This window comes from Paenibacillus sp. EZ-K15 (assembly GCF_002573715.1).
Classification (GTDB): Bacteria; Bacillota; Bacilli; order Paenibacillales; family Paenibacillaceae; genus Paenibacillus_AQ.
On sequence record NZ_PDHM01000028.1, the window covers coordinates 284,660 to 309,787 of the forward strand.

Annotated in this window: 24 protein-coding genes, 1 pseudogene and 1 other annotated feature (1 of these 26 running past the window's edge); of the genes and pseudogenes, 9 read left to right on the plus strand and 16 right to left on the minus strand. The window is 48.8% G+C overall.

The window, feature by feature from the left end; translation table 11 throughout:
- Window positions 1-101, plus strand: a binding site (T-box leader) (it extends 178 nt beyond the left edge of the window).
- Between the two features lie 49 nt (window positions 102-150).
- Window positions 151-1,134: a tryptophan--tRNA ligase gene (gene trpS / locus CRG97_RS31585; RefSeq protein WP_098749425.1), complete on the plus strand. Its 984-nt coding sequence runs from the start codon at window positions 151-153 to the stop codon at window positions 1,132-1,134.
- 72 nt (window positions 1,135-1,206) lie between these two features.
- Here trpS and CRG97_RS31590 read toward each other — a convergent pair whose 3' ends face one another.
- From CRG97_RS31590 to CRG97_RS31615, 6 genes are all read right to left on the minus strand, one after another.
- Window positions 1,207-2,358 (minus strand): ABC transporter permease, encoded by a 1,152-nt coding sequence (locus CRG97_RS31590; protein ID WP_098749426.1) that lies wholly within the window; start codon window positions 2,356-2,358, stop codon window positions 1,207-1,209.
- A complete protein-coding gene (locus CRG97_RS31595) occupies window positions 2,358-3,482 on the minus strand; it encodes an ABC transporter permease (RefSeq protein ID WP_098749427.1) in 1,125 nt (374 codons plus the stop codon). Before CRG97_RS31595 ends, CRG97_RS31590 begins: the two co-directional genes overlap by 1 nt.
- 29 nt (window positions 3,483-3,511) lie before the next feature.
- On the minus strand, window positions 3,512-4,447 hold the full coding sequence (locus tag CRG97_RS31600) for an ABC transporter ATP-binding protein (RefSeq protein ID WP_098749629.1): 936 nt from the start codon (window positions 4,445-4,447) through the stop codon (window positions 3,512-3,514).
- A gap of 214 nt (window positions 4,448-4,661) precedes the next feature.
- Window positions 4,662-5,786, minus strand: coding sequence for a sensor histidine kinase (locus tag CRG97_RS31605; RefSeq protein ID WP_098749428.1), 1,125 nt, complete (start codon window positions 5,784-5,786; stop codon window positions 4,662-4,664).
- Window positions 5,783-6,427, minus strand: coding sequence for a response regulator transcription factor (locus tag CRG97_RS31610; RefSeq protein WP_098749429.1), 645 nt, complete (start codon window positions 6,425-6,427; stop codon window positions 5,783-5,785). Before CRG97_RS31610 ends, CRG97_RS31605 begins: the two co-directional genes overlap by 4 nt.
- Window positions 6,428-6,730: 303 nt before the next feature.
- On the minus strand, window positions 6,731-7,909 hold the full coding sequence (locus tag CRG97_RS31615; protein WP_098749430.1) for a YhgE/Pip domain-containing protein: 1,179 nt from the start codon (window positions 7,907-7,909) through the stop codon (window positions 6,731-6,733).
- Between the two features lie 171 nt (window positions 7,910-8,080).
- Between CRG97_RS31615 and CRG97_RS31620 the strand changes: the two genes are divergently transcribed.
- Window positions 8,081-8,692, plus strand: coding sequence for a TetR/AcrR family transcriptional regulator (locus CRG97_RS31620; RefSeq protein WP_098749431.1), 612 nt, complete (start codon window positions 8,081-8,083; stop codon window positions 8,690-8,692).
- Window positions 8,693-8,765: 73 nt separating this feature from the next.
- Here the strand turns inward: CRG97_RS31620 and CRG97_RS31625 are convergent, their stop codons facing one another.
- Window positions 8,766-9,815 (minus strand): NAD(P)/FAD-dependent oxidoreductase, encoded by a 1,050-nt coding sequence (locus tag CRG97_RS31625; protein ID WP_098749432.1) that lies wholly within the window; start codon window positions 9,813-9,815, stop codon window positions 8,766-8,768.
- 326 nt (window positions 9,816-10,141) lie between these two features.
- On the opposite strand from CRG97_RS31625, the gene CRG97_RS31630 reads away from it, so the two are divergent.
- Together CRG97_RS31630 and CRG97_RS31635 are read left to right on the plus strand one after the other, a co-directional pair.
- Entirely contained in the window at window positions 10,142-11,014 is an 873-nt protein-coding gene (locus CRG97_RS31630) for an ABC transporter ATP-binding protein (protein WP_098749433.1), read from the plus strand.
- A 176-nt stretch (window positions 11,015-11,190) separates the two neighbouring features.
- Window positions 11,191-11,676: a hypothetical protein gene (locus CRG97_RS31635; RefSeq protein WP_098749434.1), complete on the plus strand. Its 486-nt coding sequence runs from the start codon at window positions 11,191-11,193 to the stop codon at window positions 11,674-11,676.
- 71 nt (window positions 11,677-11,747) lie between these two features.
- Here CRG97_RS31635 and CRG97_RS31640 read toward each other — a convergent pair whose 3' ends face one another.
- Together CRG97_RS31640 and CRG97_RS31645 are read right to left on the minus strand one after the other, a co-directional pair.
- Complete coding sequence (locus CRG97_RS31640) at window positions 11,748-13,298, minus strand: BCCT family transporter (protein WP_098749435.1); 1,551 nt, start codon at window positions 13,296-13,298, stop codon at window positions 11,748-11,750.
- Window positions 13,299-13,426: 128 nt separating this feature from the next.
- A complete protein-coding gene (locus CRG97_RS31645; protein WP_098749436.1) occupies window positions 13,427-13,765 on the minus strand; it encodes a winged helix-turn-helix transcriptional regulator in 339 nt (112 codons plus the stop codon).
- Window positions 13,766-13,892: 127 nt separating this feature from the next.
- On the opposite strand from CRG97_RS31645, the gene CRG97_RS31650 reads away from it, so the two are divergent.
- Complete coding sequence (locus tag CRG97_RS31650; protein WP_098749437.1) at window positions 13,893-14,297, plus strand: YybH family protein; 405 nt, start codon at window positions 13,893-13,895, stop codon at window positions 14,295-14,297.
- A gap of 86 nt (window positions 14,298-14,383) precedes the next feature.
- Here CRG97_RS31650 and CRG97_RS31655 read toward each other — a convergent pair whose 3' ends face one another.
- The 5 genes from CRG97_RS31655 to CRG97_RS31675 form a co-directional block, all read right to left on the minus strand.
- Window positions 14,384-15,361 carry a ring-cleaving dioxygenase gene (locus CRG97_RS31655; RefSeq protein ID WP_098749438.1) on the minus strand — a complete coding sequence of 326 codons (978 nt, stop codon included), beginning with the start codon at window positions 15,359-15,361 and terminating at the stop codon, window positions 14,384-14,386.
- Window positions 15,362-15,600: 239 nt separating this feature from the next.
- A complete protein-coding gene (def, locus tag CRG97_RS31660) occupies window positions 15,601-16,119 on the minus strand; it encodes a peptide deformylase (protein WP_098749439.1) in 519 nt (172 codons plus the stop codon).
- A gap of 4 nt (window positions 16,120-16,123) precedes the next feature.
- A complete protein-coding gene (locus CRG97_RS31665) occupies window positions 16,124-16,366 on the minus strand; it encodes a helix-turn-helix domain-containing protein (RefSeq protein WP_071220536.1) in 243 nt (80 codons plus the stop codon).
- A 119-nt stretch (window positions 16,367-16,485) separates the two neighbouring features.
- A complete protein-coding gene (locus tag CRG97_RS31670; protein ID WP_098749440.1) occupies window positions 16,486-17,439 on the minus strand; it encodes a DMT family transporter in 954 nt (317 codons plus the stop codon).
- A 272-nt stretch (window positions 17,440-17,711) separates the two neighbouring features.
- Window positions 17,712-19,223, minus strand: coding sequence for a copper amine oxidase N-terminal domain-containing protein (locus CRG97_RS31675; protein ID WP_237566630.1), 1,512 nt, complete (start codon window positions 19,221-19,223; stop codon window positions 17,712-17,714).
- 257 nt (window positions 19,224-19,480) lie between these two features.
- On the opposite strand from CRG97_RS31675, the gene CRG97_RS31685 reads away from it, so the two are divergent.
- The 4 genes from CRG97_RS31685 (at window position 19,481) to CRG97_RS31700 (ending at window position 23,965) form a co-directional block, all read left to right on the plus strand.
- Window positions 19,481-20,170, plus strand: coding sequence for a response regulator transcription factor (locus CRG97_RS31685; protein ID WP_098749630.1), 690 nt, complete (start codon window positions 19,481-19,483; stop codon window positions 20,168-20,170).
- Window positions 20,167-21,171 (plus strand): sensor histidine kinase, encoded by a 1,005-nt coding sequence (locus CRG97_RS31690; protein WP_098749443.1) that lies wholly within the window; start codon window positions 20,167-20,169, stop codon window positions 21,169-21,171. Before CRG97_RS31685 ends, CRG97_RS31690 begins: the two co-directional genes overlap by 4 nt.
- Window positions 21,172-21,270: 99 nt before the next feature.
- The gene (locus CRG97_RS31695; RefSeq protein WP_009591195.1) at window positions 21,271-22,032 is read left to right on the plus strand and encodes an ABC transporter ATP-binding protein; all 762 of its coding nucleotides are present in this window, start codon (window positions 21,271-21,273) and stop codon (window positions 22,030-22,032) included.
- The gene (locus CRG97_RS31700; RefSeq protein ID WP_098749444.1) at window positions 22,022-23,965 is read left to right on the plus strand and encodes an ABC transporter permease; all 1,944 of its coding nucleotides are present in this window, start codon (window positions 22,022-22,024) and stop codon (window positions 23,963-23,965) included. Before CRG97_RS31695 ends, CRG97_RS31700 begins: the two co-directional genes overlap by 11 nt.
- A 124-nt stretch (window positions 23,966-24,089) precedes the next feature.
- Here CRG97_RS31700 and CRG97_RS32975 read toward each other — a convergent pair.
- Window positions 24,090-24,203 (minus strand): annotated as a pseudogene (locus tag CRG97_RS32975) (IS3 family transposase); the annotation flags it as partial.
- Complete coding sequence (locus CRG97_RS31705; protein ID WP_098749445.1) at window positions 24,187-24,585, minus strand: hypothetical protein; 399 nt, start codon at window positions 24,583-24,585, stop codon at window positions 24,187-24,189. The gene CRG97_RS31705 and the pseudogene CRG97_RS32975, both read right to left, overlap by 17 nt.
- Window positions 24,586-25,128: the final 543 nt, after the last annotated feature.

Below are 25,128 nucleotides of genomic sequence, written 5' to 3' on the forward strand. Positions count from 1 at the left end.
GCAGGAATAATGGTGCATTTTCCCCATTTCCACGTCATGCTAAAGAGCGACCGTACGGTCGAATTTGGGTGGTACCGCGAAAGTTACACTTCGTCCCATAGAGGGGATGAGGTGTTTTTGTGTTGTTCGCAAACAATCAGGAGGTGTGTTATGAAACGATTATTGTCAGGTATCAAGCCGAGTGGAGATTTAAATATTGGCGGATATGGAGGTGCCCTCCGTCAATATGTGAAGCTGCAGCATGAGTATGAGTCCTATTTCTTCGTGCCGGATCTGCATGCGATAACGGTCTATCAGGATCCCATGGAGCTGCACCAGCGCACGCGGGACATTGCCGCTCTGTACATTGCATCAGGCATTGACCCCGATAAAGCGACGATCTTTCTGCAATCCCAGTTCCCCGCGCATGCAGAGCTCGGGTGGTTGCTGGAGACGCAGGCGCATTTCGGGGAATTAAAGCGCATGACCCAATTCAAGGAGAAATCGGACGGAAAAGATACCGTAAGCTCCGCGTTATTCACGTATCCAGTCCTGATGGCTGCCGATGTGCTGCTCTACCAGGCAACGCATGTGCCTGTCGGTGACGACCAGAAGCAGCATCTAGAGCTGACCCGTGACGTAGCCGAGCGCTTCAATAACCGGTATGGACACACATTTACGCTTCCCGAGCCGATCATTCAAGATATTGGCTCCCGCGTCATGGGGCTTGACGATCCATCCAAGAAGATGAGCAAAAGCAACCCGAATAAGAACAGCTGTGTCCACATGATGGATACGCCGGAGGATATCCGCAAGAAGTTCTCCAAAGCCGTTACCGACTCCGATGGCCAGGTCCGGCACGACTGGGAGCAGAAGCCAGCGGTCAGCAATCTGATCGAAATTTATTCCGTATTCTCCGAGGAAGCCATCTCCGCCATAGAGAAACGGTATGAGGGCCAAGGATACGGCACGTTCAAGAAAGAATTGGCCGAGGTGGTCATCGAGAAACTTCAGCCGATCCAGGAGAAGTTCCATCAAATCGTGAATTCCTCCGAGCTTGATCGCATTTTGATGGACGGAGCGAAGCGGGCTTCCGAAACCGCAGTCCCAACACTGCTTGCCGCCAAGAAAGCGATGGGATTGGTCACGTTCTGAAAGAACCGCAGGGCGTCCCCTTGATACTGCATCCTGCTTCAGGAATCAGATCAAGAGGCGCCCTGTTTATTTTTATACATAACTCTGCGTATCCCGATTCCGCCCAAACTTGTAGGTAGCAATCAGCGATAAGGCCAAGGCAAAAGCCAGCAGAATCGCCACATTTAGCATGATGTCATTCAGCTTGCTTCCTTGCTGAAGCTTGCCGAACGTATCGAGCAGCCAATACTGCGGCAGGAAATCGGCGATTCGCTGAATCGCTTCCGGCATCACGGAGAGCGGGAATACGCACCCTGCCAGCAGCGAAGTCGGCATGATCACCATCGTCTGGATTCCGTTAGCCATCATGGTGCTGTCCGAGAACGCGACAATGACCTGCGATAAACTTACCGCGACCAGAGCGAACAGCGACAGGATTAGAAACATCTGCCACAACGGAATGCCTGGCTCGATGTGAAAGAATCGGGTCATAACAAACAAGGTGGCGGCAATCTGGATCATCATCAGAACGATGTTCACGATGGCATTCGAGAAGACGTAACTGCGGGCCGTAATAGGCGACGATAAGAGTCTATAGTACGTACGGTTCTCACGATCGCGGATTGTCAATGCCGATAGATTCACGGCAGAGAATAACATGAACACAACCAAGTATCCAATCGTCCGGTTGGTCATATCATGATTGGCCGATTGATCCGTAATCGTAGCCGTAGATAATTGAAACGATGAACTGTGATAACCGCTGTATAAGTCGTTAAACGCGGCGGTATCGCCACCCGTTATAACCCCCATGGATGAAATATTCTGGACGTACGCGTTCAGATACGATTTGACATACTCCGTAACCTGAGCTCCCTTAATCGATTCGAGCCGGACCGGCTCGGGTGCCCCCTGAATTACACCTTGGGCAAACCCCTCGGGGAAGATCAGCACCGCGTCCAGCTCACCCGACACAATCAAGTCATCGGCTTCCGATTCCCTAATGACCGATGTTTCGGTATGTTCCAGGCGAGCGATAAAATCAATCGTATCCTGCGTGACCTTCTGTCCGACATCGTGATTCACGATGCCAATGGTAACGGAAGTCTCTTCGGCACCCTTGTAGATTAAGGTGGATAGCAGAATACCGACAATGGGAAGCGCAATAACGAGCAGCAGATTTTTATAATCCTTCGCCGAGGTCAATATGGTCTTACGAATGAGCCAGAGCATATCCTTCATCATTACAGCCCCTCCCTTCTTCGCATCGAAATCATGGCTATGGCCAACAGCAGGACGGAAAAACCGACATTCAGCATCATCGCCTGCATGGCGGCCGACCCATTGCTTGAATAGATGAGTTGCAGCAGCGCTTCATTGGACCAATGCAAGGGAGAGTATGTTGCGGCCTCCCTCATGAATCCCGTTGTGCTTGCAACCGGCGTATATCCTCCCCCAAAGAACGCAGCCAGTTGAATAATGACCATGATGACAGCCCCGGCTGCATTTCCCTTCAGCACATAACTGATGCCGAGCCCGAGGCTGAGCGCAAACAGGATCTCGGTAAACAACACCAGGAATACCATGATCGGGTTCTCACCCCAATATGCATTGAACATATACTTGCTGATCAGCACAACGATGATGACAAATACGGCATTGATCGCCAGTGTGCCCAATATTTTCCCGGCAAAAATTTCGGCTTTCGTCACCGGTGAGGCCAATAGGCGCTGCGCGGTGTTACGCTTTCGCTCACTATCGATTAATCCGCCTGCCGTCAAGGCGCTGTACAGAATGATCATCGTGGTGACCGCAATGGAAAAATAATCGAGTGAACCCGGCTGCCTCGCTCCCTGAATGGAAGCCTCAAGCACATAGCCCCTCCCTCCATCTTCCGCAATAAACGGCTTGCTCTCATATTCCGGATCAATTTTCGCTGCTGCGGCTGACAGCCGGTACCGGTCGGTGAATGCAGACAGCATCCCCTGCACAATCCCGTTCTCTATGCTGTTGCGGCTGTTACCCTCGTAGTTGATACCATTACCGTCTATTTCCACGTAACCGGTGTACCGGTTGTTTCTCACTTCCTGCTGTCCGTTCATGCCTTCCTTGGCCTGCTCAAAGAGCATGCCCGATGAACGCTGCGCCTCCTGCGTGAATGCCTGCCATTGCTCCGTAAGCGCAGGTTCCGTTCCGCTGTCATGGTATAACACCCGGATGTCTCCAATCGCAGTACTGCCGTTAAAAGCGCTCGATAGCGCCGTCCCTAGGATCAGAATGAGCAGCACGGGCGTTGCCAGCATGAATACCAGCATCCGTACCTCCCGGACGATCTTCATCTCCTTCAGTGCGATTCTCAGTACGTTCATATCCTTCCACCCCCCTCTTCCCTGGTCTGTTAATCCCGGAGGCTCCTGCCGGTCAGCGTCAGGAACACCGTTTCCAAATTCGGCTCGGAGGCTTGAACGGAACGAATCTCGATGCCCTGCGCCGTGAATTGTTGAATGATTTTATTCAGGTTATTGACCTCTGCATCGGAGCTGATGTGCACGATATTTTCCTTCACTTCAACCGCTTTGACGCCTGCAATCTCCTCCAACTTGCTCACTTCGAGATGGGTGGCCGATTGTACTTCAATTCCGATATCCTTCCGGTCCGTGATGATGGCCTTCAGCTGTGCCTTCGTGCCCTCCGCTATGATCTTGCCGTGGTCGATAATGGCAATCCGGGTGCAGAGCTCCTCCACTTCCTCCATATAATGGCTCGTGTACAGGATCGTGCTGCCCATCTCGTTCAGCTTCCTGACCGAATTCAGGATATAATTCCTCGATTGGGGATCGATGCCGACGGTCGGCTCATCCATGATGATCAGCTTCGGTCTGTGGGCAATTGCGCAGGCGATATTCAGTCGTCTCTTCATGCCCCCGGAGAAACTCTTCGGGTACATCTTATGTTTGTCGCTGAGTCCGACGAAGGCGAGGGCCTCCTCTGCCCTGCTCTTCAACTCCGATCCTCTCAATCCATACAATCCGGCAAAAAAATGAACATTCTCATAGGCGGTCAGATCCTCATAAATCGCAACCTCTTGCGGAACCATGCCGATCTGCTGCTTCGCGAACTTTCGATGCTTCACCAGATTCTTGCCCATGATATGAACCTCTCCCTTGGTCATGGGCATGAGCGACGATATGATATTGATGGTTGTGCTCTTGCCAGCTCCGTTCGCGCCCAGGAAGCCGAAGATCTCGCCTTCCCGTATGTTCAACGACAACTGATCTACCGCTATGAAATCCCCAAACTTTTTCGTGAGCCCTTTGATCTCCAGCACGTTCATACGCGTTTCGCCTCCATATTCCATCCACGCATCAACCGGTGGACTTGATCTGCATTTATCGTACGAAAAAAGGATGCCCTTGCGATAGTGCACAAGTTCATCCTTACCCATGAGAATCTTCATGTTGTTGAGGACCCAAATCTTCACCCTTTGGGGGAAAGGAAGTCTCCTATGATCCGATCTCCTTAATTCACCAAATCAAGCTTACCAGGTGTTAACTATAAGGAATCAAAGTGGTCACCGAGAAGCCGGTGGAGCCATCCACGATCACGGTTCCATTCACGACCGCGGCGCGCTCCTCCATGCCCATGATCCCAAGACCTTTGATTACCTTCTGCATGCCCTTGCCGTTGTCGCTGACCTTGGCCTTGATCATAGTGCCCAGAACTTCGATATGTAGGGATACCGCCGTGGCATCGGCGTATTTCATCGTATTGGTTAACGCTTCCTGAGTGTTATCCTGGATGATTTTCCACTGCAGCGGTGTGATCAAGTCTACATTGCCCTCATACGTCAATACGGTTTTGATCGGATGTTGAGCGGAGAACTCCTCCAGAAACAAACGCATCCGGTTGATGCCGAGCTGCTCCGTCGGCGGTTTCACATTCTTCAGGACAAGCCTAATGCTCTCAATCCCTTCTTTGGAGATCGATATGGCATTCTGCAGGAGCTCGGCGGACTTGTCCTGATTCATTGCCATTAGACGTTTAGCCGCTTCCATCTGAATCAATGCCCCCGTCATGGAATGCCCGATCTTATCATGAATCTCCTGGGACAGCCGATTTCGCTCTTCCAGCTTGAACATGTATTCAAACTGTCGGATGTACTCATTATTTTCGCTCAGCCGCTGGGTCAACCGATCCAGTTCCAGATGCATCTGCTCGTTCTGCTCCTGATAGGATGTGACTCGGCTTATAAAAGTTCTCAGCATCGTGAGATAAATATAGGATAGAACGGATATAAAGACATAGATCATGGCAAGCTCGTGAGGCACCATAAGCGCTGGAACCAACAGTGGGATCAGGATCATCCAGCTCCTGCGAAGATATAAAGACAGCAGTTCATACAGATTCGCGGGAAGCAGCATGAACAGCAGCGGATGTATGTAGATTGAGGACGCCAAGACAACAAGAATAGCCAGTACCATGAAGTATGGCTGTGTATTGCGACTCTTGAAAATATAGACGGATACATTCACGGACAGGTAGAGAAGCATGACCAGTATATACCACGGCGTTATCGCAAGATCAGAGGCATAGGACTGGCCGATCACATACAGGAACAGAATCGTTTGAAAGCCGATGACCCACAATTCGGCATAATTTCGGCGTTCGCTCACTTATTCACTTCCCCCGTCAAATAAAAAATCGCGATCTGGGTTCGATGCTCAAGACCTGTCTTACTGAGAACTGAAGTGATGTGATTGGCAATCGTGCCTTCGGAAATAAACAGCTTCTTGGAGATTTCCTTGTTGGCCAGCCCTTTGGCAATGAGCGCCATAATATCCAGCTCCCGTTCGGTGAATAGACTCCGGTCGAACTTGGCACCGGTGTCTTCCTTGTCCGGCTTCAGCCCGGATTTGATTTTATCCAGCACGACGTCCTGCAGTACATGATGGCCGTGGTACACGGTTTTGATCGCATCGCGAATCCGTTCCGGGTCGTTATTCTTCAGCAGATACCCCTTGGCGCCGTTCAGGATCGCGTCGGCAATATATTCATCGTCGTCGAAGGTCGTCAAGATCAGCGTCCTGGTTTTGGTGCGCTCCGTAAGCTGTTTCGTGGCCTCAACGCCGTTCAGATTCGGCATCCGGACGTCCATCAGTGCCACATCCACTTCATGCGCTTCGCAATAGGCGACCGCTTCCTGGCCGTCTTCAACCGTCGCTACCACGTCGAACTCATCAAACGTGGCCAGAATGATTTTCATGCCTTCCCTGATAAAAGAGTTATCGTCCGCTATGATCACTTTAATCTTCAACTTACGCTCACACTCCCTTATTCAGGATTATACAGGCTGCCATCTTGAAGAACGATAGTATTTTATTCACCTGAATAAAAGTTGATCGTCACGATGCTAAACACTTTTGCCATGATCACCCGACCGATATAGACCAACCTGCTTAAACAAAGTAAAAAAGCAGTGCGGATATACACCCCACACTGCCCATTCGCCAGCCTATTCTATTAGTGCGTGTTCAAAAAGTCGGATTTTCAGCACCGAGGTTTATGCTTCCGACGCGCGTTTTCAAAACGCTTTAGGTTAGATTTTGAACAACCTCTATTAAGAAGCGGTCATCGACTTTCTTTTGTCCGAAAGGCTCCCCCTCTTGAGCATCGAGGCCAGCAGCAGAATAAGAAAACCTCCTGCAATGGACCACAATACGGCGGAATGCGAAGATGATGGAGCGTATCCGTCAAAATACATCACATCTCGTAGAGCCGAAGCAGCAAAGCGGAGCGGTGTCCACGAGTACAGCCAATCCTGCGTTGCCTGCGGTAGAAACTCCGGCGCCATATTGAGAAGCGGCATCGAGAAGAACATCAGGAGCACCAAAAGCCCTATAGCCGGGATTCCCATCCAGTTGAGCAGGGTCGACTGAAGGAGAAAAAAAGCAGAACCGGCCAACCATAACATCAGCCAGACTCGGCCCCCGTTGGCAAACTCCATGCCATACCAGGAGGAAGCCATCCATACCAGGAAACCGGAGGCCAGACCAGCCAGCAGCAAACCAGCAGCGCCTTGCAGCACGATCGAGGTCCCCCTGTTGCTACCATCAGCTACGGCTTTCTGCAGCGTCTGGAACAAGAACATGCTAATGATCAGACACCCGATCCATAAAATCTGTACCAGCATGCCCGGCGCATTGCCGCTTGCATGGTTAACCCCGAAAGGGTGAACAATCTCCTCATGAACCTCAAACGGGGTAAGGAGAGCCTGTGCTGTTGTTACCGGCAGCATATCCGTCTGCGCGCTGATCATGGTCAATGCCTGCTTGGAGAGCTGCGCACCTGCCATCTTCATCGCTTGCCCGAGCATCTGTTTCACCGCAGTGGATGCCTGCGTGCTCATCCCCTCGTTCACCAACACCTGCACCACAGCCGGCTTCGGAGCAGGCGATTGCAGCGACAAGATGCCCGCGCTTAAGTCCTCAGGCAACACGAGGGCTCCATAATACTTCTGGCTGTCGAGCCCTTCCCGTGCCTCCGCTTCCGATTTTACGATCTCCCAATGAATGGGCAGCTGTGAGTTTCCCTGCAGCATCCCCTTCATCATATCGCCAACGGCAAGAGGTTGGCCGTTCGGAAATTCCGCCGGCTGATCCAAGACGACCAATGCAACGGGCAGAGACTTCGGCTTCGCTCCCGCGATCGATCCCATCATGGCCACGCCGAAGACCGACAGCACCAAGATGACAACCAATGCGCCGATCCACAGCATGTTTTGTCTTAAGAAACCCATATCTACCACTCCTCGTTATTAATGAACATACTGTTGATTAATAATCACAGCGTTAATTATAATGAAGAGAGAAATATGTTCAATCATCAGCTTTCGGCGGAGTGTTCATTACTCATCAGTGTACAAGCCTTCTGTTGATTAAGTGTTCAAATTGTACTGGAGGGGAATTCCTTGACCAAAAAGACGGATCGCCGGCAAATTCGGACGAATCAGCTGTTGCGGCAAACCTTGTTTGAGCTCATGGACGAAAAAAACATAAACGCGATTACCGTCACCGATATCGCCAATCGCGCCAATATCAACCGAGGTACCTTCTATCTGCACTATCGTGATGTGCCGGATATACTGGATAAGCTCAAAGAAGAGGTGCTCCAGAAGATTAAAGACATCGTCGTTCATATTGACCCCAGGGATTCCAGAGACTATGCGGAAAAGGGAGAGCCTTACCCGGCGTCAGAACAAATATTCGAGGAGCTCATTCGGCATGCCGCCTTCATCCGAGCCATTGTCGGACCGAACGGTGACATCTCGTTCGTTCGGCAGTTCAGGGATTTCATGAAGGAGCATATGTTTGCTAAGCATGCGTTCAGAATGCCCGCAGGAGAGAATCAAATCATTCCGAGCGATTACCTGATTGCGTATATGACCTCCGCCAATACCGGCCTGGTCATACACTGGATCGAGTCCGGCATGAATAAGTCCGCAAGAGAAATGGCGATCATGATGACGCAGCTGATCAACTACGGCCCGTTGATTACCTCAGGGATTATCCAAAGACAGTAAGGAACACAAAAAAGAGAAGCGGGGATCCCCTCGCCTCTCTTCTATGCTTAATTAGGCACCTTGCCTTCATTCGCTAATTGATCAATTGCTTCACTAATTCGCGATTGCGCTCCTTGAACACATCGTTGTGCGAAGAAACCATCGCGAATTTTTTGGCATCCGGCTCAATGAACTGCTTCGCGCTGTTCACGGCATTCGCGGCATCCTGGAAGGCGCCGGCAATGAGGTGCAGCTTCCCGTCAAAATGCAGGATATCGCCCGCGGCATACAATCCCGGTATGGAGGAGTTGCAGCTTGCGTTGCCTGCGATATAGTAATCATCCACCCGATGAATATCGAGCTTGCTGTTCTCCAGCAGCGACATATCCCGTTCATAGCCATGGTTAATAATCACTTCGTCCACGGCCAGATAGGAAACTTCCCCCGTCGCATTGTTGGTCAATTCTACCCGTTCAATCACCTCATGATTATCTGAAGCAATGAGCTTCGTAATCGATGTATTGAGATGGCAAGTGGCCCTGCTGTTCATCAGCTGCTCGACCTGCGCTTCATGGCCTGACAATTCGTCCTTGCGGTAGGCCAGGTACACCTTCTTCGCTACAGGCTCCAGCTCATTCGCCCAATCCACGGCCGAATTCCCTCCACCGGACACAATGACGGTTTTGCCCTTGAAATGCTGCAGGGACTTCACCGTATAGTTCAGGTTCGACACTTCAAACCGCTCGGCTCCTTCAATCTCCAGCTTCTGCGGATTCAAGATGCCTCCTCCGACCGCCACGATGACCGTTTTGGACAAATGCACGCCGGAATTCGCCGTATGTAATTCGAATAGTCCTTCCTCGTTGTGTGCTATCGACTCAACCTTCTCGTTTAACAGCACTTCGGGGTTAAACGTCAGACCTTGCTGAACCATCTGTTCGATCAGCTTCGCACCCGGAACTGGTGTCAGCCCGCCGACGTCCCATATCATTTTTTCCGGATAGACGTGAACCTTCCCGCCAAGCATGGGTTGATATTCTATAATCTTGGTCTTCATGCCGCGCAGTCCACTATAAAAAGCAGAATATAATCCTGCTGGTCCTCCACCAATAACCGTTACATCAAATATCTCTTTCCCACTCATTGCATTTCACTCCCGGTCTATAGATTAAAAGGCTGTTTTGTGATCACCTTGTAACGTAAATGATTATCATTATCAATTAGTATACGTTGCCTTCCACCGTTTTACAATCAATCATTTAGAAAAAATTCATTTTGTCACAATATCGCCTATATATAGGTATGTAACATCCCACTAATCTATATATGGATATTATTCGGATGAAACATGAATATTATTTAAAAATTCCATTAAGATATTTATTGACAATGACGCGGCCCCCCATTATATTTAGGAATGAAATTGAGAATCATTATCGTTCGATGGCTAACTACTCTGGAGGTGAAATGATGATTCGCCTAAGTACAGATCGAATAAGCGTCGGTTACGGCGAGAATCTGATATTGAATCGTCTTAACGTAGATATTCCCGATAAAAGAATCACAACTATCATTGGGCCTAACGGCTGCGGCAAATCCACTCTATTGAAGGCTGTTACCCGCATTATTCCTTACCAATCCGGCGCTGCCATTCTGGATGGAGAAGAAATCGCCAAGATGAACACCAAGCTGCTGGCGAAGAAGCTGGCCATTCTGCCCCAGACTCCGGAAGGACCGGGCGGATTGACGGTTGGCGAGCTCGTATCCTATGGCCGTTATCCTCATCAACGCGGTTTTGGCCGCCTGACCAAGCAGGATATGGAAGTGATTGACTGGGCCCTGGAGGTCACCGGAACCCAGGATTATAAGTTCCGCTCGGTGGATGCTCTGTCCGGCGGACAAAGACAGCGGGTGTGGATTGCGATGGCACTTGCTCAGGAGACCGAAATGATCTTCCTCGACGAACCGACTACGTATCTGGACATGGCGCATCAGCTTGAGATTCTGGAACTTCTGGAGAGGCTTAATATCGAGCAGGAGCGTACCATTGTCATGGTTCTGCATGATTTAAACCAAGCCGCCAGATTCGCTGATTACATTATCGCGATGAAGGATGGAGATATCATTCAGGCCGGAGATCCCGAAGCCGTCATCTCGCACGACGTATTGAAGAAAGTATTCCATATTGATGCAGAGATCGGCCGCGATCCGCGCACGGCAAAACCGATCTGCATCACGTACAATCTATTAAAAGGGGAAAAAGAGGATATTCTCAAAACGGAAAAAAACGACAACTACGAAGAGACTACTCATCCCGTTTATAGCGTTGCTGCTCATTCTTAGTGCTTGTGGCAGCAAGCCGGCAGAAACAAGCAGCAGCAATACAGAAACTGTTGAACCTCATATTACTTTCTAATGAACTTCCAAAGCCATCATTGCTCTCCCTCGGGGTAATGATGGCTTCTTTATATAAAAAATGTAATATATGGGTAAAGCATCATCAGGAAAGAGGAGGAATTATGACGAGATTAAAAACCATAATCGGTTCAGCCGAAAAAAAACAATGGATACTCACCTCTCCTGTATGGATTATCCTCATCATCAGCTCACTATGTACGTTCTGGATTTTCAATCTCTTGGTCGACCTTGGACTATCTCAACGCGATTCGGGATGGATCAACATCGCCATCGTGGGAACGTACCTAACAGGCTACCTAGCCGGCGAGCTGTATGTCTATCTGGATCGAACGTATGTAGATGGAGAGCAATCCTATACCCAGGGTGACGACATAAAGTCCGGATCTTTAAAGAAACGAATCCTCCTTCAGTTCCCCATATACCTCTTTGTGCTCCTAAACATCCTATGTTTTAATTGGATTCACGGATTATTCCGATCCCTTGGGCTGTCTTCCTGGTATGCCTATTACCTGCACATGTCCTTCCTGTGCTTGTACTGGTTTGGCTATGGTTGCCGTCATTTCCGGGCCTATCTCCTCAAAAAATAAAGAGGGCACCCTATGGATGCCCTCTTTATCGCGCAGGGAATAAAAAGCCACATTCCGCCAAGTGTTTGCCCTCACTTCTTCCCCCTGTTGGCCGCCTCTTCCAGACGACGGAACCGTTTCAGATCTGCCTTCCGAATCGGAATCGGCTCGAGACGCAGCAGCTTCACCACGGCAATGACCAACAGGAGCAGCAGCACCGTGAACGGCAATGCCGCAATCAATGAAGCCGTCTGCAAGGCTTCCAGCCCGCCCGCAAACAACAGCACACCGGCAATGGCTGCCATGAGCGTGCCCCACACGATTTTTGCCATTTGAGGAGGGTTCAGACTGCCATAAGTAGTCATGCTGGATAAGATGTAGGTTGCTGAGTCCGCCGATGTCACCAGGAACGTCAGAATGAGTATAATCGCGAGCACATTCATGACTGAAGAAAACGGCAATTGGTTGAACAACTGGAACAGTGCCGACGTGACATCCGCATTAACGGCTGCGGCAATCCCGGTGCCCTCGTGCAGGTCAAACCAGATCGCCGTCCCGCCGAATACAGCGATCCACAGACATGCAATGACCGGCGGGACGACCATCACGCCCACAATGAATTCGCGAACCGTTCTTCCCTTGGATACCCTCGCCACAAAAGCCCCAACGTACGGGGACCAAGCAATCGCCCAGGCCCAGTAAAAGATCGTCCATTCCCGTACCCATGTGCCTTCGGCATAGGGTTGGAGCCGCAGGCTGTACGATACGAAATTCGTAATGTAATCGCCCAGAGCCAATGTAAAGGTCTCCAGAATGAAAACGGACGGACCACTAATAAACACAAACAATAAAAAAATAAGCGCCATCGCGAGGTTCAGGTTGCTTAAATATTTAATCCCTTTATCCAGCCCCGTTGTCGACGAGATCATATAAGCAACGTAAATAAGACCCAGCATTATTAATTGCAACCCAACGCCGTTGTTAACTCCCATGATGGTATTCAAACCGCCGCTCATCTGCAGTACGCCAAGCCCAATGGAAGTCGCGATACCCATGACTGTTGCAATCACCGCCAGGATATCAATCGTATTCTTCACACCACGCTTCGAGCCGGTGACAGGCTCCAGCGCTGTAGATACCAGCCCATCCTTCTGCTTACGGAACTGAAGAAACGCGATCACAAGTCCGACAAGGGCAAACACGGACCACTGACTAATGCCCCAGTGAAAAAAAGAATAGCCCATAGCCACACGTGCCGCGTCTACACCTTGTGCCTCTACGCCGCCGAACGGTGTTTTAAAAAAATGGCTCATGGGTTCAGCCACGCCCCAAAACACCAGCCCTACACCAAACCCCGCAGAGAACAGCATGCCGATCCAGGTGAAGAACGGATACTCGGGCTTCTCCTTATCTCCGCCAAGGCGAATCGTGCCGTATTTACTGGCTGCCACCCAGATCAGAAATATAATAATCACAAAGATCGAGAGCAGATAGAACCAGCCGAACGTATTCGTCGTAAATCTGTATAAATACCCTGCCACTTCACCGAAAGCTCCGGGCATAGCAGCCCCGAGAATAGCAAGAATGGCGATGATAACGGCCGAAACCGTAAACACGATGTTCTTAAATAAACTCCCTTTCATATGCTCCACCTCAGGCCATTAAGTCATCCATTCCTATACAGTATTTGTATTTAAACCAGAATTGATGTACTTAATCGTGAATGTGTGCAGCAAAGGATAATTCTTCGGATTGAGGCTATCTTGAAATACTATTCGTTGGGGACCTCTTGAGAATCGATATACAGTTGACCCAAAATAACCATCTGCTCAAGCAACGCTTCAAATTTCCTGCCAAATTCCGTTACCGAGTACTCCACCTTGGGAGGCACCTCTTGATACACCGTTCGTTTCACGATGCCGCTCTCCTCTAACTCCCGCAATTGGACGGTAAGCACATGCCTTGATACTTCAGGTATTCTCCGATGCAGCTCACCAAAACGCAGGGTTTCCTGAAACAGCCCATACAGGACTCGGGGCTTCCACTTCCCACTAATCATGTGCAAGCCCACTTCAGCCGGGCACCCATATTTCTCATCCTGATATGGCATATGTATTACTGAACCCCCTTGGTCATTGGTCATAAATAGATGACTATGTCATAAAATTCTGCGTACTTATCACAGCTTTCATTTTCAGATAGGCTATTGCTATCATCATACAGAAAGAGGAGATTCAATGAAACCATCCACTCCCGCAAGCCGAGTTTGGAAGCCCGAGGATATGAATGCTGCATTTGCTGACGCGTATAACTCAGGGGATATCGATCAGGTGCTGGCGTTGTATGAACCGGACAGTATTCATGTCCACCGCAATGGAAGCTTGGAGATCGGAATTCATTCCTTCCGCCATACGCTGGAGGAACTGCTGCTGCTTCAAGGCAAGATGGTCTCCACCAACCTATACTGCATCCCTTTTGAAAATATCGCTATGATGCGTGCCCATTTCACCTTGCATACCGCGGACCCGGATGGCCAACCTCTTGTGCTGCAAGGTTATACCTCCGAGATCGTGAGACAACAACCTGATGGAAGCTGGCTGTACATCGTGGACCATCCGTTTGGTTCGGATGAAGCGGAATGAATAATAAGTTCCATTATTTCAGCGATACAAAAAAAGCAATCCAGCTGTGTTCTAAACAGCCGGATTGCTTATTAAGATTCATTACATTATTCCTTCACGAATTCTTTCGTGCTGCGCACCGTATCGATTGGACGAACCATACCCTCGATCTGCTCGCGCTTTGGCTCCAGGAATGGAGGCAGGGACAACTTCTCGCCCAGCGTTTCATATGGCTCATCGCCCATGAAGCCTGGACCGTCGGTTGCGAACTCAAACAGAATTTGCGGTGCAACACGCGCATACAGGGATTGGAAGAAATAGCGGTCTACAAAGCCCGATGTATGGAACTGGAAGTCGTCCAACCGCTTGATCCAATGTTCCAGCACTGAGCGGTCCTCTACCCGGAAGGCCGCGTGGTGTACGGTGCCGAAGCCCTGCTGAGCTCTTGGAAGCACGGCGTTGTACTCGACAACCACCTGTGCGCCATTACCGCCTTCACCAACCTCAAACAGATGAAGTGAACCCTCCTTGCCGATTTCATTGAATTGGAGCACTTTCTCCATCATTTCCTTGAAATAGTCGAAGTTGGACACCCGTACAAACACCGGGCCGAGTCCTGTAATCGCATGCTCCAGCGGAATCGGTCCCTTCTGCCAAGGCGTTCCTGAAGCCACACCCTCGTTGTTCTCATCGGAGATGAGCTGATACTGCTGATCGTCAAAATCAACAAAGGCGAGTGTCTTTTTGCCAAATAACTCTTGAATGCCTTGATGCTTCACATCCATCCGGTCAAATCGCTTGACCCAATATTCGAGCGCTGCATCGTTAGGGACACGGAACGAGGTTTTGTAAATCTCGTCTGTACCATGTCTGCCCTGCGGGATCCCCGGAAAATCGAAGAAGGTCATATCTGTGCCGGCACTGCCCTTGTCATCTGCAAAGAACAGGTGGTATGTCTGAATATCGTCCTGATTAACCGTCTTCTTCACGAGCCGCATACCGAGCACATAGGTGAAGAACTCGTAGTTCTTCTCGGCACTGCTCGTAATGGCTGTTACGTGGTGAATTCCTTTTAATCCGTTCATGATTAATTCCCCCATCTCTTATATTTAGAAAGTGTTTGCGCAACCTTCATAAATTATTATTTCGATTTAAAACATCTTTAATTTAAGATAATAATATCACGAGAATTCTGTTCCGTCAACCTTCTACATTCAAACTCTTATTTTAGCCGTGAATGATATACAAAAAAAACGGCCGGACATAAGACATCCAGCCGTTCTTTCTATTTCTTTCTTCATAAGAGAGAGACTCTCCATGTCCGTTATGCGCCTGTATTGGATAACCCAATGACAGGAAACAGCTCGATGCGTTGATGGGTCTCCTCATGATACAACCATCCATCCCGAACATGGTCCACAAACAATATGCCGTTCAGGTGATCAATCTCGTGCTGCATACATCTGGCCAGATAGTCTTCGCCTTCCAGAATCACCGTCTCGCCATGACGATTCAATGTCTTTACCTTAACCTTATTGGCTCTCTTCACATATCCGTAATATCCCGGATAAGAGAGGCAAGCTTCGGGGCCCATCTGTTCCCCGTCCATCTCTACGATTTCGGGATTAATCAGCTCGATCAATCCTTCTCCGCAGTCCATGACAATAAGCCTTCGCAATATACCGATTTGTGGTGCGGCAAGACCAGCACGCCCTTCACTGTCATACAACGTTTCGGCCATATCATCTAGAATCTTCAATACTCTGGCATTTACGGAATCGACTGGCCGGGCGATCTTTCGCAAGATCGGATCACCGAATGGCACAATAACTTTTACCGTCATTCACTTAAGCCCCCTTAGTTCTAGAAGGAGGTGTATGCACCCATAAGTCACCTGGAGTACACTCTAAGGTTGTGCAAAGGGCATCTAACGTCTCTGCCTTCATCTGCCTGGGCTGGTTCGTCAGCAATGCACTAATGGAAGCAGCTGATAAGCTGTAATTCGCCTTCTCTTTCATCAGCCGCGCCAAAGCCGCTCCCGACCATATCCCTCTCTCCGCCATTACATTACGTAGCATCCATTCGAGCAAAGGGTACCCCTCCCGTTCCATTCAAATATTAGCTCGCACCTTATTTTATTAGGTGCTACCTAATATCTCAAGTCTAATTTTTTAGGAGCTAACGAGAGTCGTCTCTACAACAAACCAAATTAAGCAGGTTTGGATTCATTCCGCCCAAGCGCTTTACGACTAGCGCTCTTGGATCTCCCGGCAAGGCTGGTCCCGATCACCCCGATAATGACGAGTGCTGCGCCGATGACATGATAATAAGCCAGCTCTTCATTCAAGAAGGCGACACCTCCGAAAATCGTGACGACGGTGGCCAGATTGTTAAAGATGCTCATCCGGGATGCCTCCATCTGGGATAAGGCATAATTCGACAGTAGCGTTGTTCCGAGTGAGGACAAGACGCCAAGATACAGAACGGCCCACACGAAAGATGGATGCAGAAACGGGTCAAAATAATGTGCGAGCGTTCCTTGCGCGGCATGCTGAACGACCGACATCAGGTTAAACAACACGAAGCCGATCATCGACATAATGAACGTTATATCGAGTACTGGTTGCTTCTGCGTCAACTTACGGGCCATAACGCTATATATGGCGTTTGAAAGCGCCGAGAGCAAAATTAGCACAATCCCGAGCGTACTCGATGTCTCGAAAGAAATGCCCTTCAGCACGAATATAGAAATGATCCCTGTCACCGACAACACGGTAAACAGCTTCTGTGCCCAACTGGAGCGTTCCTTCAATAGCAGTGATGCCAAGACCATCGTAAAGATCGGTACCGTTGCGTGGATGATCCCGGCCTCGGCCGAAGAGGTGTAGACCAAACCGAAGGTTTGCAGCGTAAAGAACAGGAACGGGTAGAATATCGCCAGCGGCACGATGGTCAGCAGCCGTTTCAGATCCAACGGAACCTTTCTACGGGCGATGAGGAGTGCAAGCGATGCGGCAATGAACGAAATAGTGAACCGGTGGGCCAATGTGTCCAGCGGGTTAGAGACGATCAGCGCCAGCTTCACAAACATAAAGGAAAATCCAATGATGACTGTATATCCCAACGCGGCGGCATAAGCACGGCTTGTATTCGGTGTATTCATAATAAGTATTCTCCTTCATCTTCTCTATTTGAGTCCAACCAGAGGAGGTTGATGCATTTGCTACTTATCTTACGGTAGGAAGGACTTCCTGACGATTTGAAATAACGCCAACTGTACCGGTACAGTTGGCGCGATGAAGCGCGATGAAGGAAGTAATGACAAAAAGGCTGCTTCCCATCATCCCAAGATGATAGGAAACAGCCCCGCTATACTTTAAATCCTAACGTTTCATAACAGGTATAGGCCTGCCCCGTTATCAATAACAATACTCGTTAATCACGTCTAACCGAAATCCAGCCGTCGCCCTCCTGATGTAACGTTGCGCCGAGCGCTTCTGCCATAAACCGGAGCGGAACGTAGGTAGATCCGTTGCTATGAACGAATGGAGCTTCCTGCAGCGTCACGTTTTCACCGCCGACGCTGGCTGTTTTGGAGCCTACGGTCAATACGATTTCTTCCCCTGTCAGATCATTGATGACTTTAATTTTCTTCGAGCCTTTGGTCCACTTCACTTCGGCATCCAACTGGTCTGTAAGGTAACGAAGCGGAACGAAGCTCTGATTGTTCTTCTTGATTACACCATATCCATAATCATCGATTACGGGACTAAGAAACATCGATTTGTGCGTGATCTTCAGATCATCCTTCAACACGTTATAGATGAGGGAATCCTTCTCAAAGTTCCGCAGCACTTGGCCTGGCGTCACCGTTCCGTTAAGGACATCCAGCACGCCTTTGGTCGTGTCTACCTGATTGGCTTTGACCGCGCCACCAATGTTCCATACTTCACTCTCGGAATAAACCTTAAAGGACTTCAGCGGCAGTTCCTCGGAAGCCGGAAGTGCGACGTTCAGTTCCAGGGCACTCTTGCGTGTATTCAGCTGCTCATCGAAGAAATAGTCCAGCTTGAGTGTTGTATCCTTACCGAAGACCGTTTCGGATCCAGGAACCTCCTCTAATAACTGTTTCTTCTGTTCATCGTAATTCACCATCAGCTCGCTCAATCCGCCATGAATCATTTCGTAAAGCGAAGCGACGGCTTCTTCCTTAGACTCTTGCGGCAGGAGCTCCACATCTTCGCCGTAGGACTCGCCGATGCTGGTCATCATCGGATAAATAGCATCATAAGCATCGCCTATCAACTGCTTCAAACCGGCTTCGTCCTTAAGCAAACTCTCTGCGAAGGGTTTGAACATATTCAGAATTTCCTCACCCGTCAGCTCCATATGGAGATGCGTCAGATTCAAGCTTTCCCCGTTCACCTTCTCGTGAGCGGACTTCACCGCGATTGTCGATGGATTCGGGAAATGCTTCAGCACAAGCCCTGCCGCCTTCTTCACGACATCTTGAATCGCCTGCTCATACTGACTGGTATCCGGTAATCCGGGAACGGTCGTATCCATCGATAGATAGAACGGCTGCTTGGCGCCTTCCAATTGAATCGCCATTCCTTTGGAATCCATGGATATATGAAGCGGAATCTTCTTGTCCGAATATTGGACACTGCCCTGAATGGACACCGTTTTGCTATCCTGCACGATGGCATGGTCCATATTCAAGGATAACGAATTAATGAGATCAATTGCTTGTTTATCTTCAGTCGATAGGGCCTTGTCTGATGGCACCACCTCGAATCGAATACTTGCCTTGGATTCGCTGGATTTAACATCGAGACTGGTAAGCAACGCCTTGTTGATATCCAATCCCCCGACAGCCTGACATCCTGTCATAACGACCAGCACAGCTGCAACGAGTACAGTCAACCATTTGAACTTCTTATACATAACGATAGTTTTCCCCTCCCAAGTCATAGGCTCATTTCTATTATGGGAAGTGAGGAAATGTTTGTAAATAGGTATTTTAGCCTCGTCACATGCGCACACGCAGATGGCTGCTTACAGATGGCACATATCGACATTTTGCTATACACTGGGAATGAAATATGGATGGTAAAGTGCAAGTTCAACAGTCAACTTTTTTTAGCACCGGGAAGGTTTGCAAAGGGGCTTTTGAACAACCCTATAAAAGCGTGGTGAATCTCTTGTTTAAAATTATGTTAATCGAAGACGACGTGACCCTATTCCATGAAGTGCAGGAGCGCCTTTCGCAATGGTCGTATGACGTTTATGGCGTCCACGATTTCAGCGCCGTACTTCAGGAATTTACAGCGGTTCAGCCCGACCTGGTCATTATCGACATTCAGCTGCCGAAGTTTGACGGGTTCCATTGGTGCCGAATGATTCGGTCCCACTCGAACGTGCCGATTATCTTCTTGTCTTCCCGCGATCATCCGACCGATATGGTGATGTCCATGCAGCTTGGAGCGGACGATTTCATTCAGAAGCCGTTCCACTTTGATGTCCTGATTGCCAAAATCCAGGCCACTCTGCGCCGGGTATACAATTACAACACCGAACGGGCCGAGCTGAGAACATGGCGCGGTGCCACCATCGAATTCGGTAAAAATACCATTAGCAGCCCCCAGGGCACCGCGGAACTAACAAAGAATGAAATGTTCATTCTGAAAATCCTCATGGAGCGGAAGAATCAAATCGTCAGTCGGGAGGATCTGATCAAGAGCTTATGGGACAACGAGCACTTTGTCAGCGATAATACCTTAACGGTCAACGTCAATCGGCTGCGCAAGAAGCTGGAGCCCCTCGGTCTTGATCCCTACATCGAAACCAAGGTGGGACAAGGTTATATCGCCACGGAAGAGGCCCATGCATGATGATGGCCTATATCCGGGAACGACTAAGCTGGATTCTGTTCTTCCTGTTTCTGCAGCTGCTTTTTCTGTTCATAGCAGCCGTGGACTCCCAGATCCCGTTCTTGCCCATCCTTTATATCGTGTTTCTGTCGACGCTGTTCTTCATGGTGTTTCTGTTTGTGAGGTACAATCGGGAAACCAAGTTCTACAAAAGCCTCCAGGCGTGGGATGACACCTACGATTTAGCCGCCATCAGCGAGCCGGAGCACCCCTTTGAAGCGATTGCCATGGACATCCTCTCCCTCCAGACCGAGCGCTTCAAGAAGGAATCCTCCATGCGTCTAATGGAGATACAAGGGGAGAGGGACGAGCTGTTATCCTGGATTCACGAGGTGAAAACGCCGCTCACCACCATGCAGCTGATGATCGAGCGCATGGAAGACGAGACGTTAAAAGCTCAGCTCCAGTATGAGTGGCTCCGCATCCACCTGCTGCTTGACCAGCAGCTGCACCAAAAGCGCATCCCCTTTATCCAGAATGATCTGCTGATCGAGGTATCCGCGCTTGAGCCGATCATCTTCCAGGAAATACGTGCGCTCAAGTCCTGGTGCATGCAAAAAGGCATCGGATTTGACGTTTCCCTTGAGGTAACGGAAGTGCTCAGCGATGCCAAGTGGCTGGGCTTTATCATCCGCCAGCTGCTGACCAATGCGGTCAAATACAGCAGCGCTTCGGACATCATCATCGAGAGCAATCTTACGGATGATCATGTCAGACTTACCATTCAGGATGCCGGACGCGGCATTGATCCGAAGGACATGCCCCGTATTTTCGACAAAGGCTTCACCTCGACCACCTCGCATCAGGACAGTGCCGCAACCGGCATGGGCCTCTATTTGACGCAAAAAGTAGCCGATGCCCTGTTGATCCGCATTCAGGTGGAATCGAAGCCGGGCATCGGCACCACCTTTACCTTGATCTTTCCGAAACGGAATGATTTTGTGAGCATGACCGGCATGTGACAACAATGTCACATGCTTTTGCGCTTTGTTCGGCGAATCGAAGGAAAGGGCGCTGCGACTCCTTTATGATAAGGACAGATAACGAAGGAGTGAGTGAAATTGGCAATTCTTGAAGCAAACCAAATTCATAAAAGCTACGGCAACAAATTCAATAAACAGGAAGTGCTGAAGGGCATCGATATCCGCGTGGATAAAGGCGAGTTCGTCAGCATCATGGGCGCATCCGGCTCAGGGAAAACCACGCTGCTGAACGTGCTCTCCTCGATCGATAAAGTAAGCCTAGGCAGCATCAAAATCGAGGGTAAAGAGTTTACGGGCCTCAAGGAGAAGGAGCTGGCGGAGTTCCGGAAGCACCATCTGGGATTTATTTTTCAAGAGTACAATCTGCTGGATACATTGACCGTCAAGGAAAACGTGCTGCTGCCGCTCTCCATTAAGAAGGTATCCAAAAAGGAAGCAGATCAGAAGTTCCAAAGAATCGCGACCGAGCTTGGCATCTATGAACTCAAGGATAAATATCCGAACCAAATCTCCGGGGGACAGAAGCAGCGGACCTCCGCAGCTCGCGCGTTCATCCATGATCCCAGCATTATTTTTGCGGATGAGCCGACAGGGGCGCTGGACTCGAAGTCCGCTTCCGATCTGTTGAATAAGCTAAGCGAATTAAATCAGAAGATCGACTCCACGATCATCATGGTGACCCATGATCCTGTGGCTGCCAGCTATTGCACCCGGGTCGTCTTCATTAAGGATGGACAGATCTATACCCAACTGAACAAGGGTGAGCAGTCCCGTCAGGCCTTCTTCAATGACATTATCAAAACTCAGGGCGTGCTAGGCGGTGTTCAGAATGAACATTAATTATCTGATCTACCGGAATTTGAAGAAGAATATCAAGAACTATTATCTGTATGTATTTGCGCTCATCTTCAGCGTGGGTCTGTATTTCGCGTTTGTCACGCTGCAATATGATCCGGCGATGGATGAAGCGAAGGGCTCTGTGAAGGGAGCGGCTGCGCTTGGCACGGCTTCCGTACTGTTAGTAGCCATCGTAGCGATATTTCTGCTGTATGCCAACACGATTTTCATTAAACGGCGCAGCAAAGAGATCGGTCTGTTTCAGCTCATCGGACTGACCAAGGGCAAGATATTCCGAATTCTCAGCGCGGAGAATCTGATACTATATTTCGGTTCGATGGTCATCGGCATTTTCGCCGGATTTGCGGGTTCACGCTTGATCTTAATGATTCTGTTCAAGATCACCGGCGTTGATACCGAGGCGGCTCTAACCTTCTCCACTGAAGCGATGATTCAGACCGTAATTGTGTTTGCCGTCATCTACGTGCTGATTATGATCATGAATTATACATTTATCAAAAGACAGAGCATTCTGTCTCTCTTCCACGCGGTATCAACCACCGAGAACCGGGTGAAGAAAATGTCCTTCTTGGAAATGCTGCTCGGTCTGTTTGGAATCGGGCTCATCGTTCTCGGTTACTATGTGTCCACCAAGCTGTTCGGCGGGGACTTCACCTCCATGAACGAGCTTTTCATGGCCATGATCCTGATTCTGGGATCGGTTATCATCGGGACCTATCTGTTCTATAAAGGGTCTGTCAGCTTTCTGTTCAATGCGATCCGGAAGAGCAAGGGCGGTTACTTGTCCCTGAACGAAGTGCTGTCCCTCTCCTCCATCATGTTCCGCATGAAGTCGAATGCGCTGTTGCTGACCATCATTACAACCGTATCCGCACTTGCGATTGGGCTATTGTCACTCAGTTATATCTCCTATTATTCAGCGGAGAAATCGGCCGAGGGGAGCGTACCCAACCATTTTGCAGTGGCGGATGAGAAGGATCTCACGGCTTTTATTCAGGCACTATCCGATGAGAATATCGAGTTTAAGCAGATCAACCGTGATGTCATTCAGGTGACTGCGGGCCTATCCGACGTTATCGGAACCAGTCTGGATATATCCGGACAAATGGAACCCACAGCCATCCCGGTTATCAGTGATGCCAGCGTGAAGGGCAAGGATGTCTCCCCCGAAGAGATGCTGTTAACGGGATACAGTGATGCAGTCCAGCAATTTATGGGGATTCAATCTACAGGGGAAATTGAACTCATAAGTCCGAATCTAAGCTATAAGCAGAAGCTGATCGGCTTGGATAAGGAAGCCTACGTATCCTATTATTTTGCAAGCGGTGGACTGCCCATGGCGATTGTAGACCAGACCGTATTTGATAAGCTGGCTTCGGACCTGGATCCGAAGATCCAGAAGAAGACCAATGTCTATCACGGCATCGATATTGTGGATCCGAGCGCTATTGATCAAGCCAATCAGATCTTTAAGAGCCTCGGCATTAGCGAGGAAACAGGGAACCTCTCTCAGACAGAAATGGCCTTCAACCAGAAGAGCAATATGGGCCTCATGATGTTCATCGTGGGATTCCTGGGACTTACCTTCCTGATTACTTCAGGATGTATCCTGTACTTTAAGCAGATGGACGAAGGGGAAGAAGAGAAGCCGAATTATACCATTCTCCGAAAACTGGGCTTTACTCAAGGTAACCTAGTGAAGGGGATTCAGATCAAGCAGCTGTTCAACTTCGGTATTCCGCTGGTCGTCGGTTTATCCCACAGTTACTTTGCCGTTAAATCCGGCTGGTTCTTCTTCGGAACCGAGTTGTGGCTGCCTATGGTCATGGTTATGCTGTTATATACGGCGCTGTATTCCATATTCGGGTTGTTATCCGTTATGTTCTATAAACGGGTAATTAAAGAAGCGCTTTAAAAGATAAGGTACCACAACAAACATTTAACAAGTTGTACTGTGAGAACCGAACGTTAAAACTTATAACTAGTGAAAAATAGGCGGTTTCAGTTAATGAAGTGATCCACCACTTAAAGTTAGAATCTTATTTTCCAAGCACCTGTTGGGCATGAGCTCGGTATTGTACCGGACTCATGCCCTTTAATTTTGACTTGATACGTTGGTGATTAAATAGAGAAAACTTAATCTCTTTGAGCAATACGAAAGTTAATACTAATTTTACCGCCATTAGGCGTTGGTACAGCTTTAAATTTATAATCTTTACTTAAGAAACCAACTGGAGCACTAATGTGGCCACTCTTACCTGGTGCGAGAGTTTTTTTCTGACCTCCATTAATTGTGATCTTCACACTTACATTCCCGGTATTTTTAATCCAGAAGTTTACTTTTGCTCCATTACTCTTTTTTAATTGGTATGTGGCCTGAAATTGAGTTCCTGAATAACTGCCACTTTTAGCTGCATCCTCTTTCGACGAACTTGCAGTCGACTCCGCAAAAACCGGTATAATACTAGTTCCAGCAATTAGACCAACTACCAGAACAGATGATACTACTCCTTTGAAGATGGACTTAAGATTCACTATAAGCACTCCTTATATAATTTATTTGTAACTATTCCACATATAGCTAGTTACTTTTTTTAAAATTACATGTCTGTACATCCTGTTCCCGTAGGGATAGTTCAGTAACGGAGTGCCTCTACTTGTGCTGTCTGGTACAGTTCAGTTCATCATGATATTTTTTGTAGACAAGGGCCTCTTTAAAGACTTCCTTAACCTTTTCTTCAAATAGGTCATCTATATTTACTGGTTCATGTGAATGAGAACAAAAGAACAATAACGAAGGCAATGGACCACATTTTTTACTCATGGACATACACCTCTCATCGTAATTGTATTGATGTTTCTTTAGATTTTATTGATATTGATGTAAAAATATCGATTCAATATACTAAACAACTTCAACAGGTAATTAGTTACATAAAAGAACACATGGGAAGTTCTTTCGCATGCGCAGTGCTGAACAGGTCTACGGACGCTTGCATCTAAAAAAGGAGCCCCTAAGGTAATTCCACCCTGGTTGCCCCTTCGTCATGTGTATGCCAAACATAGTGAAGACAGTTT